Origin of the sequence: Rhizobium sp. Root482, assembly GCF_001426565.1 — a bacterium.
Classification (GTDB): domain Bacteria; phylum Pseudomonadota; class Alphaproteobacteria; order Rhizobiales; family Rhizobiaceae; genus Pararhizobium.
The window spans coordinates 72,810-89,385 of the sequence record NZ_LMFA01000005.1; the positions used below are offsets into that span (position 1 = coordinate 72,810).

Genomic DNA, 16,576 nt, shown 5'->3' on the forward strand with positions numbered 1-16,576 from the left:
CCTACCCCTAGATCAAATATGTACGGCATCTTCAGCGCCCTCCGGCGCCGACGCGATGCCTCGTCCTAGTGGCTGCCGAGCGAAAGCCCGAGCAGGGCTTCGATCGCCGACAGCGCGATCGAGGCGAGTTCCGCCTCTTCGAACAATTCACCTGCGAGGCAACCTTCGAGCCACAGCCCGTCGATGATGCCGTTGATGGCGATCGCGTGGCGGCGGCATTCGGCCTCGTCGGCAGGCCTGCCCTCCGCGACCAGGAAATCGCGAATCAGCGCCTGCAAGTCGTTGCGAAAAGCGAGATAGCCTTCGCGATGGATTGCCGCCAGTTCCGAATCCACCCGCACCTGGCTGATGAAGGAGGCCCAGAGCGACAGGCTGCGATCATTGGCGACCGGCGCCGTAAGGTTGAGCACGATGAACTGCCGCAGCCGCGGGCCGGGCTCACCCGCCACATCGCCGGCCCTTGCGGCGAAATTGGCAAGCATCGCACGATAGGCCTCCGCCACCATCTGGTCCTTGGAGGCGAAATAATGCCGCATCAGGCCGGCCGTCACGCCCGCCCGGATGGCGATCTGGCGCACCGTCGCGCCCTGGAGGCCGAGTTCGGCGATCGTGTCGAGCGTCGCCTCGATCAGGTCCTGCCGCCGCTCGCCCTCCGGTGCGCGATGGAACGTCCGGCGGTTCATGCGGCGCGGCGCAGCACCGGCCTCGTCAGGCAGGTCGGGCCGCCCTCGCAGGCGATGCAGAGCGCATCGGCCTCGAATATCTCGACCTTGCAACCGGCCGCTTCCATCGCCGCCTTGGTCTTGGGGAAGCCGGCGACCATGATCACCTCTTTCGGCCTGACCGGCAGGACATTGAGGCTGAGGCCGTTGCTGGCATGAAATTCGTCGGCCGGCGCCTCGATCAGCGTGATGCCCCATTCGTTCAGCAACTGGTAGAAGGATGCCGGCAGCAGCGGCGCAAAGACCAGCGCCAGATCGGCCGACAGCGGGCTCATCACCGACATCAGATGCAGGCAGGCTTCCTCGCCCTGCCAGAGCGGCAGATCGTAGCCAAGCACGGTGACGCCATGCGGCTCGAGCATCCGCGTCAGTTGAACGATGCCCTCTTCGTTGGTGCGCACGCCGCGACCGACCACCAGCGTCGCGGCATCGAGCCAGATGCAATCGCCACCCTCGACCGTGCCGGGCGCCTCGATGCGACCGAGGATCGGGATACCCGCCTTCCTGTAGGCCGCCTCGTGCAGCGCCGTCTCCTTTTCGCGCAGCGGCTTGCCCATCCGCAGAAGAATGGCGCCGTGATCGGACATCAGCGACGGATCATGGGTGAACATGGCATCGGCAAGCCCGTCGCCCTTGTCTTCGAGCCAGAGGATTTCGGCGCCCGATTTTTCGACCAGACTGGCGAATTCGCCGTATTGCCGCACGGCCTTGTCGCCGTCGAATGTCGGGCCGTAATGCCATTTCGCCGGATCGGCGGAGGCAAGGCTTGCGCCCGGGCGACGCATCAGGACACGCGCCAGATTGGCCGACATTTCCTGCGAACCATAAGCCGTCATCATCTGCTCCTGTTGAAATCTGGTCTGCGGAAGGGCGCCGAAAAATGCGGCATGGCCGTTATTATACGGTTGAATAATTTCTGCACAAGTGCCACCATGACCTTCATGGAACAACGTGACAGGCAAAAATGCCGCACGACAGGAAAACCAGGGGAACTGTTTTCATGCGTTCAATGCCGGCTCTCTGCCTCGACGGGGCAGCTACTTCATGACGGAACCAGCCCAGGCGATTGCGGTCACGGACCTCCACAAACGTTTCGGGCCGCTGGAAGTGCTCAAAGGCGTTTCGCTAACGGCGCGGCAGGGTGACGTCATCGCCATCATCGGCGGCAGCGGCTCGGGCAAATCCACCTTCCTGCGCTGCATCAACATGCTGGAACTGCCGACCTCCGGCTCGGTCGCCATCCATGGCGAAACCATTTCCATGAAGAAAGACGGCCGCGACGGTCTGCAACCCTCGGATCGCAAGCAGGTCGAACGCCTGCGCACCCAGCTCGGCATGGTCTTCCAGAGCTTCAATCTGTGGCAGCACATGACCATCCTCCAGAATGTCATAGAGGCTCCCGTGCATGTGCTCGGCAAATCCAAGGCCGAGGCCATCGAGACAGCCGAAGCGCTGTTGCGCCGGGTCGGCCTGTTCGAGAAACGCGATGCTTATCCGGCCTTCCTTTCGGGCGGCCAGCAACAGCGCGCCGCGATCGCCCGCGCGCTCGCCATCCAGCCGCTGGTCATGCTGTTCGACGAGCCGACCTCGGCGCTAGACCCGGAATTGGTCGGAGAAGTGCTTGCCGTCATCGGCGATCTCGCCGCCGAGAAGCGGACGATGATCCTCGTCACCCATGAGATGAAATTCGCGCGCAATGTCGCCAATCACATCGTCTTCCTCGCCGATGGCGTTATCGAGGAACAGGGCCCGCCGGAGGAGATCTTCGACGCGCCGAAATCCGAACGCCTGAAGAAATTCATCAGCTCCATCCACTGAATGCTCAACGACCAAAAAAGGGGAAACAGCATGAAGAAGACGCTCAACACCATCGCATTGACGTTCGCGCTTTGCATCGCCGCGGCCGGGGTGGCTTCGGCCGAACAGGTCAAGGTCGGCTTTGCCGCCGAACCCTATCCGCCCTTCACCTCGCCGGACGCTTCGGGCAACTGGGAAGGCTGGGAAGTGGAATTCCAGAAGGCCGTCTGCGCCGAAGCCAAGCTTGACTGCGTGATCACCCCCGTCGCCTGGGACGGCATCATTCCGGCGCTGACCTCCAAGAAGATCGACATGATCATCGGCTCGATGTCGATCACCGAGGAGCGCCTGAAGACCATCGACTTCTCCGACAAATACTACAATACGCCGACCGGCGTCATCGGCCCCAAGGGCGAGGCCTTCGAGGCGACGCCTGAGGGTATCAAGGGCAAGACCATCGGCGTTCAGGTCTCGACCGTCCACCAGGATTACGCCAACAAATATTTCGGAGAGAACGGCGCGACGGTGAAAGAATACCAGACGCAGGACGAAGCCAATAACGATCTCGCCGCCGGCCGCATCGACGCCGTCCAGGCCGATGCGATCGCGCTCGATGCCTTCCTGAAAAGCGACCAGGGCAAGGAATGCTGCGAGATGAAGGGCAACGTCAAGGACGATCCGGCCATCCTCGGCGCCGGTGTCGGCATCGGCATCCGCAAGGGCGAAGACGACCTGAAAGCCAAGCTGAACGCCGCCATCAAGGCGATCCGCGAAAACGGCAGCTACGAGACCTTCTCGAAGAAATATTTCGACTTCGATATTTACGGGGGCTGATGTCCGCTCGGTAAGGGCAAGCCCCTCATCCGCCCTATCGGGCACCTTCTCCCCGTGGACGGGGAGAAGGGACAAGCGGCAAACTCCGTCGTCCCCTCTCCCCGCCTGCGGGGAGAGGGCTAGGGTGAGGGGCAAACACTCACGCAAAAGATTGAGGTCAATGGCTGATCCTGCATCATTCATCAACTGGGGCCTGCTTGCGCTTTCGCCGCCCGGCTGGGGCGGCGTGCTGCTGAGCGGCTTTGTCGCCTCGATCAAGATCGCGGTCGGCGGCTATGCCTTCGGGCTGGCACTCGGTATCGGCGGCGCCTGCGGCAAGCTTTATGGCGGGCCGATCCTGCGCGACCTGATGGAATGCTACACCACCATCGTGCGCGCCGTGCCGGAACTGGTTCTCATCCTGCTCCTTTATTATGCCGGCACCGACGCCCTCAACCATGTGCTTGGCCTTTTCGGCATCGGCACCGTCGACATCGGCGGCCTTGCCGCCGGTATCTTCGTCATCGGCATCGTCCAGGGCGCCTATTCGACGGAGGTTCTGCGCGGCGCGATCAAGGCCGTGCCCGCTGGCCAGATCGAGGCCGCCCGTGCCTATGGGATGTCGCCGTTCAAGGTAACGACGCGCATTACCCTGCCGGCCATGCTGCCCTATGCCATTCCCGGCCTTTCCAATCTCTGGCTGATCGCCACCAAGGACACCGCCCTTCTCGCCGTCGTCGGCTTTTCCGAACTGACCCTGATGACGCGCCAGGCGGCCGGCGCCACGAAATCCTATCTCCTGTTCTTCTGCGCCGCCGGTGTCCTCTATCTGGCGCTGACTCTCGTCTCGGATGTCTTCATCAGGCTGATCGAGCGCCGCGCGCGGCGCGGCTTCGTGGAGCAGTCATGACCGAGCCGGCCACGCCCGACGCCACCACCCATGCCATGGCCTTCACGCCGGAAGACCTGCCCACATCGGACAGCTTCTTCAAGCCGCATCGCATCGTTCTTCTGCTCTTGGCCGCGGCGCTGGTCTTTTCCATCGCCTGGTTCATGCGCTGGGACTGGCTGCCCCGCTACCTGCCGCGGCTCGGACAGGGCATCCTCGTGACGCTTGCCATGCTGGTGAGCACCTCGATCCTCGGATTCCTCATCGCCGTGCCGCTCGGCCTTGTGCAGGTCACCGGCCCCTGGCCGCTGAAGGCGCTTGCCAAGTCCTTCTGCACCGTCATCCGCGGCACGCCGCTGCTTTTGCAGCTCTGGCTTCTCTATTACGGGCTCGGCTCGCTGTTTCCGCAATTCCCGGCCATCCGCCAGTCCTTCCTCTGGCCCTATCTGCGCGAATCCTGGCCCTATGGCGTCGCGGCGCTGACCATTTCCTTCGCGGCCTATGAGGGCGAAGTGATGCGCGGCGCCTTTGCCGGCGTGCCGGCCGGCGAGCTGGAAGCCGGCCGCGCCTATGGCATGAGCCGCTGGACCGTGTTCCGTCGCATCTGGCTGCCGCGCGCCATCCACCGGGCCCTGCCGACACTGAACGGCGAGACGGTGCTGCAATTGAAAGCGACGCCGCTGGTTGCCACCATCACCGTTATCGATGTCTATGCGGTGATTTCCAAGGTGCGGCAGGATACCTTCATCACCTATGAGCCGCTGCTGCTTTTGGCGCTCATCTATATGTGCCTGACGGCGATCCTCGTCCTCGCCTTCCGCACGCTTGAAAACCGCATACCAACCCGTGGTGCCTGACATGACCTTGAACGTGAACCTTTCCAATTCCATGCCGGAACTGGTCGCCATCCGTCGCGACCTGCATGCCCATCCCGAACTCGGGCTCGAGGAATTCCGCACCTCCGATGTCGTTGCCGCCCATCTGGAAAGCCTCGGGTATACCGTCACGCGCGGTCTTGCCAAGACCGGCCTCGTCGCCAGTTTGAAGAACGGCACGGGCGCCCGCTCGATCGGCATTCGCGCCGATATGGACGCTCTGCCGATCCTCGAGGAAACCGGGCTCGACTACGCCTCGAAGACGCCGGGCCTGATGCATGCTTGCGGCCATGACGGCCATACGACCATGCTTCTCGGTGCGGCCCGCGCCATTGCCGAACGGAAGAATTTCGATGGCACCGTGCACCTGATCTTCCAGCCGGCCGAGGAGAATTTCGGCGGCGCCAGGATCATGATGGACGAAGGACTGTTCGACAAATTCCCCTGCGACGCGGTCTTTGCGCTCCATAACGAGCCCAGCCTGCCGTTCGGCCAGTTCGCTCTCCGGGACGGTCCGATCATGGCGGCTGTCGACGAGGCGAAAATCACTGTCCATGGCCGCGGCGGCCATGGCGCCGAACCACAGGAAACCGCCGATCCCATCGTCTGTGGCGCCTCGATCGTCATGGCCCTGCAATCGATCGTTTCGCGCAACATCCATCCGATGGACCCGACCGTCGTTACCGTCGGCTCCTTCCATGGCGGCTCGGCCAGCAATATCATTCCTGAACGCGCGGAAATCGTTATCGGCATCCGTTCCTTCGACCCGAAGGTGCGCGACGAACTGGAGCGGCGCATCCGGCTGGTCGCCGAAAACCAGGCGGCAAGCTTCGGCATGAGCGCGAGCGTCGACTATCAGCGCAGCTACGACGCTACGATCAACCACAAGGCTGAGACGGATTTCCTGCGCGATCTCGCCATCCGTTTTGCCGGCAAGGACAAGGTGGTCGATCTCGAACGGCCGTTCATGGGAAGCGAGGACTTCGCCTTCATGCTGCAGGAAAGGCCGGGCAGCTATTTCTTCCTCGGCACCAGCGTCACCGGCAAGGAAAGGCCGCTGCATCATCCGGCCTATAATTTCAACGACGACCTCCTGCCGATTGGCGCCGCCTTCTGGACGGAACTGGCGGAAGCCTATCTGGCAAGGGCATGAGACAAAAGAAAAAGGCCGCAGGAAGGGACATTCCTGCGGCAAGTTGGACAGTTTCAGGCAAATTTGGTTCAGGCAAATTTAAGATCGCGTCCGGCGATCAGTCGATGAAGCGCACCGCGCTTAGCGACGCGAAGTCGTAGCCGCTGTCGCGGCGCTTCATCACCGCCGTCCGGCGATGATCGAGAACGAGATCGCCGGTCGATGTCGCGACGACCAGAACCGAATGGCTGCGGCCTTCCGGCGACAGGACGCTGGCAAGCCGCATGGCGCCTGCGGGCAGGCCGGCGCGGATCAACTGGCTGCGCTTCATCATCGCATGGTCGTCGGCGGAAGACGAAAGGCTGAGCGACAGGAATTCGCGGCGCGCCCGGATCTCCGGCATGGCGCGGTTGACGCCGCGATTGACGGAGGCGAGCACCGTGCGCAGCTTGCTCGTATAGGCCAGCACCTGATGGTCCGATATCCGGCACTGGGCGCCATATTGCAAGCAGAACAGCCGGTTGGAAAGGCTCGTGCGCGCGCTGATTTCGACATTCTTCGCCGGCATGGCGGCGCTGATCGAGCGTGCGGCGGAGGAAATGCTCATCGCCTGCGACGGGGCGGCGGTGGTTGCGGTAATGGCGACCGACATGGTGATCGCAAGGAAAATTCGTTTCAGCATGTGCCCTGTCCCTGTTTCGTTCCGATCGTCTACCCCTGTCCGGGCGCGTCGGTTTGAATGCCGGATTCATTCCAGGCAGCGGAGGGTGCATCATGCGGCGGAACCGTTCACCCGGTTTCGTTCTCCGATGGGAAGACCATAGATCGGACAGTTTGCGGGCCGCTTAAACCGATCTCTACAATTTTACGCAATTCGCATTTTTAAGAAAATCCGATTCAAAAACGCCGACAAATCGATGAAAATGCACCGCATTGGAAGGCAGGCGGGAGGTGCGATTATGCCGCAGGCGGGCGATTGTCGCAGCGTGACATTATGGTCGCCGAGGGATCATTGACCTTTTCTCCAGATGCCGCAGATTAAGCACAAGGGTTCTGGTTCCGCCGAACGGCCAATGCCGGTCAAGGCATGACCGCCGGTTCGGACGAACCCATGAAAGGCCGGCGAAAAGAAAGGCCGACCGCGAGAAAGGAACGTGCCCGTGTTCGAGAATTTTGACGCCGCCCTGCTCGCGCGCATCCAGTTTGCCTTCACCATGTCGTTCCATATCATCTTTCCGGCCTTCTCCATCGGCCTTGCCAGCTATCTGGCCGTCCTGGAGGCGCTCTGGCTGTGGAAGAAGGACCAGGTCTATCTGGACCTGTTCAATTTCTGGAAGACGATCTTCGCGGTGGCCTTCGGCATGGGCGTCGTCTCGGGCATCGTCATGTCCTACCAGTTCGGCACCAACTGGAGCGTCTTTTCCGACAAGGCCGGTCCGGTCATCGGCCCGCTGATGGGCTATGAAGTGCTGACCGCCTTCTTCCTCGAGGCGGGCTTCCTCGGCGTCATGCTGTTCGGTCTCAACCGCGTCGGGCCGAAACTGCATTTCCTGGCAACCGGCATGGTCGCGCTCGGCACGCTGATCTCGGCCACCTGGATTCTCGCCGTCAATTCCTGGATGCAAACCCCGGCGGGCTTCGGCATGAACGAGGCGGGCCAGTTCGTCCCGCTCGACTGGTTCGAGGTCATCTTCAACCCCTCCTTCCCTTACCGCCTGGTGCATATGGTGCTGGCCGCCTATCTCACCACCGCCTTCGTGGTCGGTGCGGTCGGAGCTTTCCATCTTCTGGAGAATACTGCCCCGCGCCGGTCACGCACGATGTTTTCGATGGCGATGTGGATGGCGACGATCGTCGCGCCGATCCAGATCATCGCTGGCGATTTCCATGGTCTCAACACGCTGGAGCACCAGCCCGCCAAGATCATGGCGATGGAGGGTCATTATGACAGCCATCCCGACGGCGCGCCGCTGATCCTGTTCGGCATTCCCAATTCGGCCGAAAAACGGGTCGATTACGCCGTCGAGATCCCCAAACTGTCGAGCCTTATCCTCAAGCATGACCTGAACGCGCCGCTGGCCGGCCTCGACAGCATCCCGGAGGACCTGCACCCTCCTGTCGGCATCGTCTTCTGGTCCTTCCGCGTCATGGTGGCGGTCGGCTTTGCCATGCTCGGCATCGGCCTGTGGAGCCTGTGGAGCCGCTATCGCGGCACGCTCGACAGCAATGACTGGCTGCACCGGGCCGCCGTCCTTATGGGGCCTGCCGGGTTCGTCGCCGTGCTTGCCGGCTGGATCACCACCGAGGTCGGCCGCCAGCCCTATACGGTCTATGGCGAGCTTTTGACCGCGCAATCGATCTCGCCTGTCGAAGCCCCCGCCGTCGCCTCTTCGCTGATCGCCTTCATCATCGTCTATTTCTTCGTGTTCGGCGCCGGCACCTTCTATATCCTGCGGTTGATGCGGCGGCTGCCGCGCGATCCCCTGCCCGATCTCGACGACGGGCCGATCCGCACCTCGGGCATCATGCCCGGTCCCGCCGCCGGCAATATCCATACGGGAAATCCAAAGGGGAGTGCTGGGCATGGACATTGATCTCGCCTTCATCTGGGCCGGCATCATCGCTTTTTCGGTGCTCGCCTATGTTATTCTCGACGGTTTCGATCTCGGTGTCGGCATCCTCTTCCCGTTCTTTCCGGAAAAACACGATCGCGATGTGATGATGAATTCCGTCGCGCCGGTCTGGGACGGCAACGAGACCTGGCTGGTGCTGGGCGGCGGCGGCCTGATGGCGGTCTTTCCGCTTGCCTATGCCATCGTGATGCCGGCGCTCTATGCGCCGATCATCGCCATGCTGCTCGGGCTGATCTTCCGTGGTGTCGCCTTCGAATATCGCTGGCGCACCAGGCGCGGCGAGTTCCTGTGGAACTGGGCCTTTGCCGGCGGCTCGATACTGGCGGCGTTTTCGCAAGGCCTCGCGCTCGGCGCGCTGGTCCAGGGCATCCCGGTCATCGGCCGCGCCTATGCCGGTAGCTGGTGGGACTGGCTGACCCCGTTCTCGATCGCAACCGGTTTTGCCATCCTGATCGGCTATGCCCTGCTCGGCTCCACCTGGCTGGTCATGAAGACCACCGGCGCCCTTGCCGAAAAGGCACGTAGGATTGCGCTGCGCACCTGTTTCGCCACCATTGCCGCCATGGGCGTGGTCAGTCTGTGGACGCCGTTCCTGAAGCCGCTCTATCTCGAACGCTGGTTCGGCTGGCCGACGGCGATCTTCAGCGTCATCGTGCCGCTCCTGGTGCTCGGCTGCTTCGTGTTGCTTTTGACGGGTATTCGCGGCAAGCGTGACGCCCAACCTTTCCTCGCCGCGCTCGGGCTGTTTGTGCTCGGCTTTGCCGGCATCGGCATCAGCTTCTATCCCTTCATCGTGCCGACGTCGGTGACCATCTGGGACGCCGCCGCCCCCGACGACAGCCTGATCTTCCTGCTTGTCGGCGCGCTGATCCTGGTGCCGATCATCCTGATCTATACGGGCTATGCCTATTGGGTGTTTCGCGGCAAGGTCGATCCCGAGGAGGGCTATCACTGATGACGACGGAAAACAGCCTGCCGAAAAAACTGCTCTGGTTCGTCGGCCTCTGGCTGCTCGGCGTCGCCACGGTGACGCTGGTCGGCCTTGCCATCAAATTCACCATCGGATCTTAGCCGCCCAACTCGCGCACTGCCGCACATGCAAAGCCTCGCTCAAGTTTCCCGCGCTACCACTTGGGCACACATCGGCAGGCAATGGCTTTGCGCGGGAGACAGGACCGCACCCTCCTCCGGCAAAAAGCGAATTGCCTGCCGATGTGACCAGCTTGGGGCCGCACATTGAACCGCACGGCTTCGGCGAAGATTGCTGTTCACGAGGCACGCCATGACAAAACTCTCGATCTGCATTCCCGTGGAAGCCGGCGCGCCCGATGCGCTGCCGCTGGTCGCGGCGCTTCTGGAAAACAAAAGCGCGGATCTGGACATCGTCATTGCCAAGCCCGCCGAGATTTCCCTTTCGCAAGCCCTGCTTGCCTTGACGGCAGGCGACGAGCGCCTGACGGTCACCGACGCCGAACAGGGCGCAAGCCGCCAGCATCTGTGGCGCCATGCACTCGCCTCCACCGGCGGCGACTGGGTGACGCTCGTCAATCCCGGCGACATGCTGGAAGGCGAGCTTTCGCTGATGGTCGCATTCATCGAGACCAGTTCGCCCAATGTCGATGCTCTGGCCTGGAACGCCTTCCAGATCGACCGCCTCGCCGAACCCGGCAAGGCGGCGTCGGTGGCCATTCCCGCCAGCTACCATATCGAGACGCTCGACAAGACGGCCATGCTCAAGGCGTTCTTCTACTGGGAAAACAGCCTGAACAGCCCGAAAATGCCCTTTGGCCTGCATCATGCCGCCATCCGTCGCTCGCTGGTCGATGCTCTCCTGCAACTGCCGGCGCCTGAGGACTGGTCGACGCCGGTGCCGCACTATGAATGGGCGGCCAAGGTTCTGTTGTTTGCCAATGAGCTGGCCTTCTGTGCCCGCCCCATGTCGGCGATCAATGTCTCGACCTATGTCGAGACGCCGCCGCTTCATCCCTGGAACTTCCCCTTCCATTCCGGTCTTGGCCTTGCCGGTGCGGTGGCGGAAGTGCAGTTCCATGTTCTGCGCGAACTCGGCTCGCCCTTCGGCGGCGGCAACGAGGCCTTCGTGCGCGCCCTGATGATTGATTGCATGATGGAAACCGAGCGCGCCGCCTATACGAAGAAGGGCAATGCCTATTTCGCGGCCCTGCAAGCCTTCGACGGCGGCCGGCTGGCGCCGCTCTTCCGCCCGGAATTCCACGAGACCCGCGTCAAGGATACCCGCCGCGGCCTGCACGGCAGCGCCCTTCTCATCGACCGTTTCGTCGGCGGGGCGCGGGATGCCGGCGAATTCTACAAGACCGTCAAGCTGATGCTGGCGCCGATCGGACTGATCTGCGGTGGCGTCATGCGCGACAAGGACGGCAAGGCCGCATGAGCGAAAAACCGGCGCGCATCTCCTATACCAGGCCCTCGATCACCGAGCGGGAAGTGGCCTATGCCACTGATGCCGCCGCAAACGGCTGGGGCGAGCGCTGCTATGACTATATCAACCGCTTCGAGGATGGTTTCCGCGCCTATCTCGGCGTAGATCACGCCATCGCCACGTCGAGCTGCACCGGCGCCATGCATATGGGCCTTGCGGCCCTCGGCATCGGCTCCGGCGACGAGGTGATCCTGGCCGATACCAACTGGATTGCCACTGCCGCCCCGATCGCCCATCTCGGCGCCACGCCGGTTTTCGTCGATATCCTGCCCGACAGCTGGTGCATCGATCCGGCCGAGGTAGAACGCCATATCACGCCGAAGACCAAAGCGATCATCGCCACCCATATCTACGGCAATCTCTGCGACATGGACCGGCTTCTCGAGATCAGCCGCCGCCACGGCATCGCCATTGTCGAAGACGCCGCCGAAGCCATCGGTTCGTCTTGGCATGGCCGCCGCGCCGGCTCGATGGGGCTTTTCGGCACCTTCTCCTTCCACGGCACCAAGACCCTGACCACCGGCGAAGGCGGCATGTTCGTCACCAGCGACGCGGCTCTTTTCGAAAAAGTGCTGACGCTCAGCAATCATGGCCGGGCGCGCAACCAGAAAAAGCAGTTCTGGCCCGACGAAGTCGGCTTCAAGTACAAGATGTCCAATATCCAGGCCGCACTCGGCTGCGCCCAGCTGGAGCGCATCAAGGACCTGACGACCCGCAAGCGTGAGATCCTTGCCACCTATGCCGAAAAGCTGAAGGCTTATCAGAGCATCAGCCTCAACCCGCAGCGTGCCGGCACCGTCAACGGCGCCTGGATGCCGACCGCCGTCTTCGATCCTGCCATCGGCATTAGCCGTGAGATGCTGCAGCAGGCCTTCAGCGCCGCCAATATCGACGCCCGCGTCTTCTTCCATCCGCTGACAAGCCTGCCGATGTTTACCGAGCGGCGCGAAAACCGCCACGCCTACGACATCCCCGAACGCGCCATCAACCTGCCCAGCTATCATGACATGACCGAAGACGAGATCGATCGGGTGGCGCGGATCGTGATCGACCTGGTCCATAGCCGCACCGCCGCCGAACCCCGCCCGGCGAAATCCGCCTGAGGCCGAAGTCGGCGACCCCCCGCAGGCATCAGAGCCGCATTGAAAGACAAAGGCCAATCCCATGACAGTCAAAGACGATCGCCAGGAATTCGAAGCGCACAAGGAAAAGATGTGCCTGGCGCTTGGCAGCGACAATGAGGCGTTTCGCCAATCCGTCGATGCCCTCGTCACCCTGGACAAATACGATTATTCCTATCTCTGGTCCTTCCTCGGCGTACCGATCATCCAGATGCCCGCCGACGTCATGGCGACCCAGGAGGTAATCTGGACCACGAAGCCCGACATCATCATCGAAACTGGCGTCGCGCGTGGCGGCTCGATGATCATGATGGCGGCGATGCTGAAACTGGTCGGCAAGGGAAAGGTGGTCGGCGTCGATATCGATATCCGCGCCCATAATCGCGCGGCGATCGAGACCCATCCGATGTCACCGCTGATCGAACTGATCGAAGGCCCCTCGACCGCGCCTGAAACGCTGGCCAGGGTCAAGGCCGCGATTCCAGCAGGCGCCTCGGTCATGGTGGTGCTGGACAGCGATCACAGCCGCGACCATGTGCTCGACGAATTGCGTCATTACGGCCCGATGGTGACCGAGGGCCAGTTCCTGGTCGTTGCCGACACGCTGCTGGGCCGGGTCGAAGCCGCGCAGACGCCGACCAAGCGCTCCAAGATCTGGCATCCGGGCGACGAGCCATTGACGGCGCTGAACACCTATCTCGCCGAGACCGACCGTTTCCAGCCAGACGCCATCCTCAACGGCAAGCTGGTGTTTTCCAGCTCCCCCGGCGGCTATGTCCGGTGCATCCGCAATTGAGCGAGACGCCGGCCAAGGAGAGGCGCATCATCCTTCGCCAGGCGGAGGATGATGATTTCGCGTCATTGGCGGAAATCCGCCGTGACCCGTCAACTCAATCCATGCTGATGACAGTGGCGGATACCGTTGATGACGAGGCGGTGCGGAGCTGGATCGCGCGACGGTGCGGCGATGTGGACGGCGCGTTTCGGATCATCGCGGATGCAGCCAGCGACTGCTCGCTCGGCTTTGTTCAGATCAGTCAGGTGCATCGCCGCAATCGCCACGGCTATGGCGGTCTTGCCCTTTGCCCCGGCGCGCGCGGACGCGGGCTTGGGCATGAAACAGTGCATCTGCTGCTCAGCCTCGCCTTTGAAGAACTGGGCCTGGACAAGCTCATGCTCGAAGTGCGGGAAGACAATGTCGTCGCGCTCGGCATCTATCGGGCGGCCGGATTTCGCCATGTCGGAAGACTGGAGAAGCATTTCCGCGATCAGGACGGGCAGATGTATGACGTTCTGCTTCTCGAACGGCTGTTCACCGCCCAGCAATCCTGAAAAGCCGCTTGATACTACTCGAGGAACTCCTTCCAACCGATCGTTCCCGAGCGGATCATCCTCGCACCTTCGGCGCCGCAATTGGCGACAAGGTCGAGGCCGGTCACATAGGGGGTGAAGTCGCCGTTCAGTTGCGGATAGGGCGTCCGCTCATACTGCATGTATTCCACGGCAATGCCCTTTTCCTCGAAGAGCGCATGGTTCAGATAGTTGCGCGCGCCGTGGCCGGTAATGTAGACCGTGCCCTTGAGATGCTCGACGATAGCGCAGACCCGTTCGCTGCTTGCGCCGGGAACCGGCAGCGAACGCGAAGACAGGAATTGCGGCCTGTCCAAACCGAAATAGGCAGCCAGTTCCAGCATGGACTGGCGCGAAATATGGGCGACAGTTTCAGCGTTGCAGGCAAAGACACGGTCCACGAGCGCCAGCATTTCCTCGCGAAACGGCGCCTTCAGATAGGCCTGTCGCAGGATCTCGCGATGTTTGCCACGCCAGTCCGTCCTGTCATCGAGCATGACCTCGTCGATCCGCTGCCCCAGATGATAATCGCGCAAGGGCAGCGTCATCCAGCCGACCCCGTTGGCGCCCTTCACCTGGACCCGATTGCTGAAACTGCCCTTGGAATATTGCACGTCGTCATAATGCACGAAGACATCCGCCAGCCGGATCTGCTCGAGCAGGCCAACCCAGGGAAAATACATCGATTGCGAAATAACGATATTCCGGCTCATGACTGTTCCAGTAAGGCGTGGTTTCGCGAAGGAGCCTTTCAGGCCTCGATCCAGACAATGTCGAGGCCTGGTCGCTGCAACGCCGTCTGGGCGGCTACGGCGGCGCGAGCCTTCAGCGGATTGAGGCCGACAAAGACCACATCGACATCCGGGTGCAGGTTCGCTGGCGCGAGAACCGGGCGGTTGAAATGGGTCGATCCCTGCAGCTTCGGATTCTGGTCGAGGAAGGCGCGAAAATCGACATCCGCCTCGATGCGGCTGCAGATCCAGCTGCCGTAGAAGCCGGAGCCGTAGACGGCCGCGCGCTTGCCGGAAAACTGCTTGGCAGCGCTGTCGAGCCTCTTGGTGGCCTGTTTCCAGAAGGCGCAGATTTCCCTGGCCTTGTCGGCGGCGGCGGCGATCTGAAGGCGGTCGCTATCGATCGCTACCGGCTCTTCCGAGCGCCGGGCAACCGCAAAGAAGGCACCCGGAAAGGCGTCACTGTCGATCGTTTCGAGCGCAAGGCCGGCCAGTTGCAGCGCTCGTTTCAGAGAAGCTCCGCTGAAATGGTTGAGATGATCGGCGACCGTCATGTCGCCCGGATTGGCGGCCACGTCCGGCATTGACAGAAGCAGCCGCCCGTCCGGCACCAGGAGGCCGCGCAACGTCTTGAGGAAGCTTACGGGCTCGGCGACATGCTCGATGACGAAATGGCTGATGATCGCGTCGAAGCGGCCGGCCCAGCTCTCCGGTACGGTGTAGGTTGACTGGTTTTCGCGGGCAACCCAGCCGTCCCACGCCGGCATGTAGTCGCGGCTGACATCGAAGACATGCGGATGCAGGTCCGGCCGCGCCAGGCACATCTTGCGCAGAGTGGTCGCCTTGCCGGCACCATAATCGAGAATGGAAGCGCCCTGCGGCAGGTCGAGGAGACGCAGGCCGACGGCCGCCTGATGATCGGTGCGGTAGATCGGGTTACCATCCGCAGCGACGGCGAAAATCTGGTCATGGTCGTCGGATTCCAGCGAAATCCGGTAGGTCGTGTCGTAGAAACTGTCGATGTCGGGGAGGTCGGCGCATTGTGCATGGCCGCATTCGTCGCAGACATAGGTGAGTGTCGGAATGTCGATGAAGGACATCATCGAGGTCAATGCGGGTGCCGAGGCCTCGTAGGACGCCTCGGCGATCGGCGTGCTGCAAACGCGGCAGGCGATCGTCATGCCGCCGCCTCGCCGTCGGTCACCAGTTCTGGCAGGATCTTGCTGAAATCGACCCCTGCCGCGAAGGAACCGACCCAACCGATGCGCGTTCCCACCGGATCGGCAAAATTGAAATAGCGAAACTGCAGGCTCCAGCGCGGCATGGCCGAGACGTTGTGGCCACCCTGGTGCATGGTCAGGAAGTCCATCAGTATCAGGTCGCCCGGCTGCGTCAGGGGCGCCACCGTCGGATATTTGGCCAGGCGCTCGTCGCAATTGTCCATGAACAGCGCATAGGCGCCGCTCTTGCCGTGGCCGGCATCGTCCCGGTAGACCGGGATCAGCCCTTCCGCATGGGAACCTTCGGCGATCTGGACAGGCCCCATCTCTTGAGTAACCGGCAGAAGCGGGGTCCAGAAGACGATGCCGTCGAGGCTCCTCAACTGGCCGGGAAATTCCTGGTGCCACTGGGCGCGGAACTTCTCCTCGCCGGGATTGTCGATGCGGATGCCGTAGCCGCCGGCGGCGATGCCGGGAACGGAGCCGGGCCGCAGATTTTCAAAAACCGTGGTGTTCTTCGCCTTGGTCACCAGCTGCATGAAGGCCGGGATCTGCTTGATCGCATCATAGACCTCTCCGCCCCAGGCGCGGTTCTTGGCAATAAGCGCAGGATAGGCCTTGGTCATCGCGTTCCAGGATGTATCCGTCGGCGCATCGACCTCGTATTTGCGGCACAGAATTTCCAGGATGATGCGGATACCCTCCTGGATCGGCGCCACCTCGCGCTGCGCATCGTAGAACTGCGGCAGCATCGTATAGCCCTTGGTGTTGAATTCGTCCCTGGTTGTGGCGGGGATGATCGTCTCGTTCTGAATCATGCCTTGCATCCTTTCGA

Annotated in this window: 17 protein-coding genes; 11 read left to right on the forward strand and 6 right to left on the reverse strand. The window is 62.2% G+C overall.

Annotated elements, in window-relative coordinates; translation table 11 throughout:
* Window positions 1-65: 65 nt before the first annotated feature.
* Together ASD31_RS05475 and ASD31_RS05480 are read right to left on the reverse strand one after the other, a co-directional pair.
* Window positions 66-683 (reverse strand): TetR family transcriptional regulator C-terminal domain-containing protein, encoded by a 618-nt coding sequence (locus ASD31_RS05475; protein ID WP_056330528.1) that lies wholly within the window; start codon window positions 681-683, stop codon window positions 66-68.
* Complete coding sequence (locus tag ASD31_RS05480; protein WP_056330529.1) at window positions 680-1,558, reverse strand: dimethylarginine dimethylaminohydrolase family protein; 879 nt, start codon at window positions 1,556-1,558, stop codon at window positions 680-682. The genes ASD31_RS05475 and ASD31_RS05480 overlap by 4 nt, the downstream gene beginning before the upstream one ends.
* 208 nt (window positions 1,559-1,766) lie before the next feature.
* Here ASD31_RS05480 and ASD31_RS05485 point away from each other — a divergent pair, with 208 nt between their 5' ends.
* The 5 genes from ASD31_RS05485 to ASD31_RS05505 all read left to right on the forward strand — a co-directional run bounded on the left by ASD31_RS05485 (window position 1,767) and on the right by ASD31_RS05505 (window position 6,249).
* A complete protein-coding gene (locus ASD31_RS05485) occupies window positions 1,767-2,540 on the forward strand; it encodes an ABC transporter ATP-binding protein (RefSeq protein WP_056330531.1) in 774 nt (257 codons plus the stop codon).
* A gap of 30 nt (window positions 2,541-2,570) precedes the next feature.
* Window positions 2,571-3,353 (forward strand): transporter substrate-binding domain-containing protein, encoded by a 783-nt coding sequence (locus ASD31_RS05490; RefSeq protein ID WP_056330534.1) that lies wholly within the window; start codon window positions 2,571-2,573, stop codon window positions 3,351-3,353.
* Window positions 3,354-3,513: 160 nt separating this feature from the next.
* A complete protein-coding gene (locus tag ASD31_RS05495) occupies window positions 3,514-4,242 on the forward strand; it encodes an ABC transporter permease (RefSeq protein ID WP_056330536.1) in 729 nt (242 codons plus the stop codon).
* Between the two features lie 35 nt (window positions 4,243-4,277).
* Window positions 4,278-5,078, forward strand: coding sequence for an ABC transporter permease (locus ASD31_RS05500; protein ID WP_056330695.1), 801 nt, complete (start codon window positions 4,278-4,280; stop codon window positions 5,076-5,078).
* A 1-nt stretch (window position 5,079) separates the two neighbouring features.
* Window positions 5,080-6,249 carry a M20 aminoacylase family protein gene (locus tag ASD31_RS05505; RefSeq protein ID WP_056330538.1) on the forward strand — a complete coding sequence of 390 codons (1,170 nt, stop codon included), beginning with the start codon at window positions 5,080-5,082 and terminating at the stop codon, window positions 6,247-6,249.
* Between the two features lie 97 nt (window positions 6,250-6,346).
* Here ASD31_RS05505 and ASD31_RS05510 read toward each other — a convergent pair whose 3' ends face one another.
* On the reverse strand, window positions 6,347-6,910 hold the full coding sequence (locus ASD31_RS05510; protein WP_056330541.1) for a transglutaminase-like cysteine peptidase: 564 nt from the start codon (window positions 6,908-6,910) through the stop codon (window positions 6,347-6,349).
* Window positions 6,911-7,388: 478 nt separating this feature from the next.
* Between ASD31_RS05510 and ASD31_RS05515 the strand changes: the two genes are divergently transcribed.
* The 6 genes from ASD31_RS05515 to ASD31_RS05540 all read left to right on the forward strand — a co-directional run bounded on the left by ASD31_RS05515 (window position 7,389) and on the right by ASD31_RS05540 (window position 13,772).
* Window positions 7,389-8,822 carry a cytochrome ubiquinol oxidase subunit I gene (locus ASD31_RS05515; protein WP_056330544.1) on the forward strand — a complete coding sequence of 478 codons (1,434 nt, stop codon included), beginning with the start codon at window positions 7,389-7,391 and terminating at the stop codon, window positions 8,820-8,822.
* The gene (cydB, locus tag ASD31_RS05520) at window positions 8,812-9,816 is read left to right on the forward strand and encodes a cytochrome d ubiquinol oxidase subunit II (protein WP_056330547.1); all 1,005 of its coding nucleotides are present in this window, start codon (window positions 8,812-8,814) and stop codon (window positions 9,814-9,816) included. Before ASD31_RS05515 ends, cydB begins: the two co-directional genes overlap by 11 nt.
* A 327-nt stretch (window positions 9,817-10,143) precedes the next feature.
* Window positions 10,144-11,271 carry a hypothetical protein gene (locus ASD31_RS05525; RefSeq protein WP_056330549.1) on the forward strand — a complete coding sequence of 376 codons (1,128 nt, stop codon included), beginning with the start codon at window positions 10,144-10,146 and terminating at the stop codon, window positions 11,269-11,271.
* On the forward strand, window positions 11,268-12,422 hold the full coding sequence (locus ASD31_RS05530; RefSeq protein WP_056330552.1) for a DegT/DnrJ/EryC1/StrS family aminotransferase: 1,155 nt from the start codon (window positions 11,268-11,270) through the stop codon (window positions 12,420-12,422). The genes ASD31_RS05525 and ASD31_RS05530 overlap by 4 nt, the downstream gene beginning before the upstream one ends.
* 61 nt (window positions 12,423-12,483) lie before the next feature.
* Window positions 12,484-13,236, forward strand: coding sequence for a cephalosporin hydroxylase family protein (locus ASD31_RS05535; RefSeq protein WP_056330554.1), 753 nt, complete (start codon window positions 12,484-12,486; stop codon window positions 13,234-13,236).
* Window positions 13,233-13,772, forward strand: a complete 540-nt coding sequence (locus tag ASD31_RS05540; RefSeq protein WP_244483763.1) for a GNAT family N-acetyltransferase — start codon at window positions 13,233-13,235, stop codon at window positions 13,770-13,772. The genes ASD31_RS05535 and ASD31_RS05540 overlap by 4 nt, the downstream gene beginning before the upstream one ends.
* A gap of 14 nt (window positions 13,773-13,786) precedes the next feature.
* Here ASD31_RS05540 and ASD31_RS05545 read toward each other — a convergent pair whose 3' ends face one another.
* The 3 genes from ASD31_RS05545 to ASD31_RS05555 are packed head-to-tail and all read right to left on the reverse strand — an operon-like array spanning window position 13,787 to window position 16,559.
* Complete coding sequence (locus ASD31_RS05545; RefSeq protein WP_056330560.1) at window positions 13,787-14,503, reverse strand: WbqC family protein; 717 nt, start codon at window positions 14,501-14,503, stop codon at window positions 13,787-13,789.
* A gap of 38 nt (window positions 14,504-14,541) precedes the next feature.
* Window positions 14,542-15,702, reverse strand: coding sequence for a class I SAM-dependent methyltransferase (locus ASD31_RS05550; RefSeq protein WP_056330563.1), 1,161 nt, complete (start codon window positions 15,700-15,702; stop codon window positions 14,542-14,544).
* Window positions 15,699-16,559 (reverse strand): phytanoyl-CoA dioxygenase family protein, encoded by an 861-nt coding sequence (locus ASD31_RS05555; protein ID WP_244483764.1) that lies wholly within the window; start codon window positions 16,557-16,559, stop codon window positions 15,699-15,701. The genes ASD31_RS05550 and ASD31_RS05555 overlap by 4 nt, the downstream gene beginning before the upstream one ends.
* Between the last annotated feature and the right edge of the window lie 17 nt (window positions 16,560-16,576).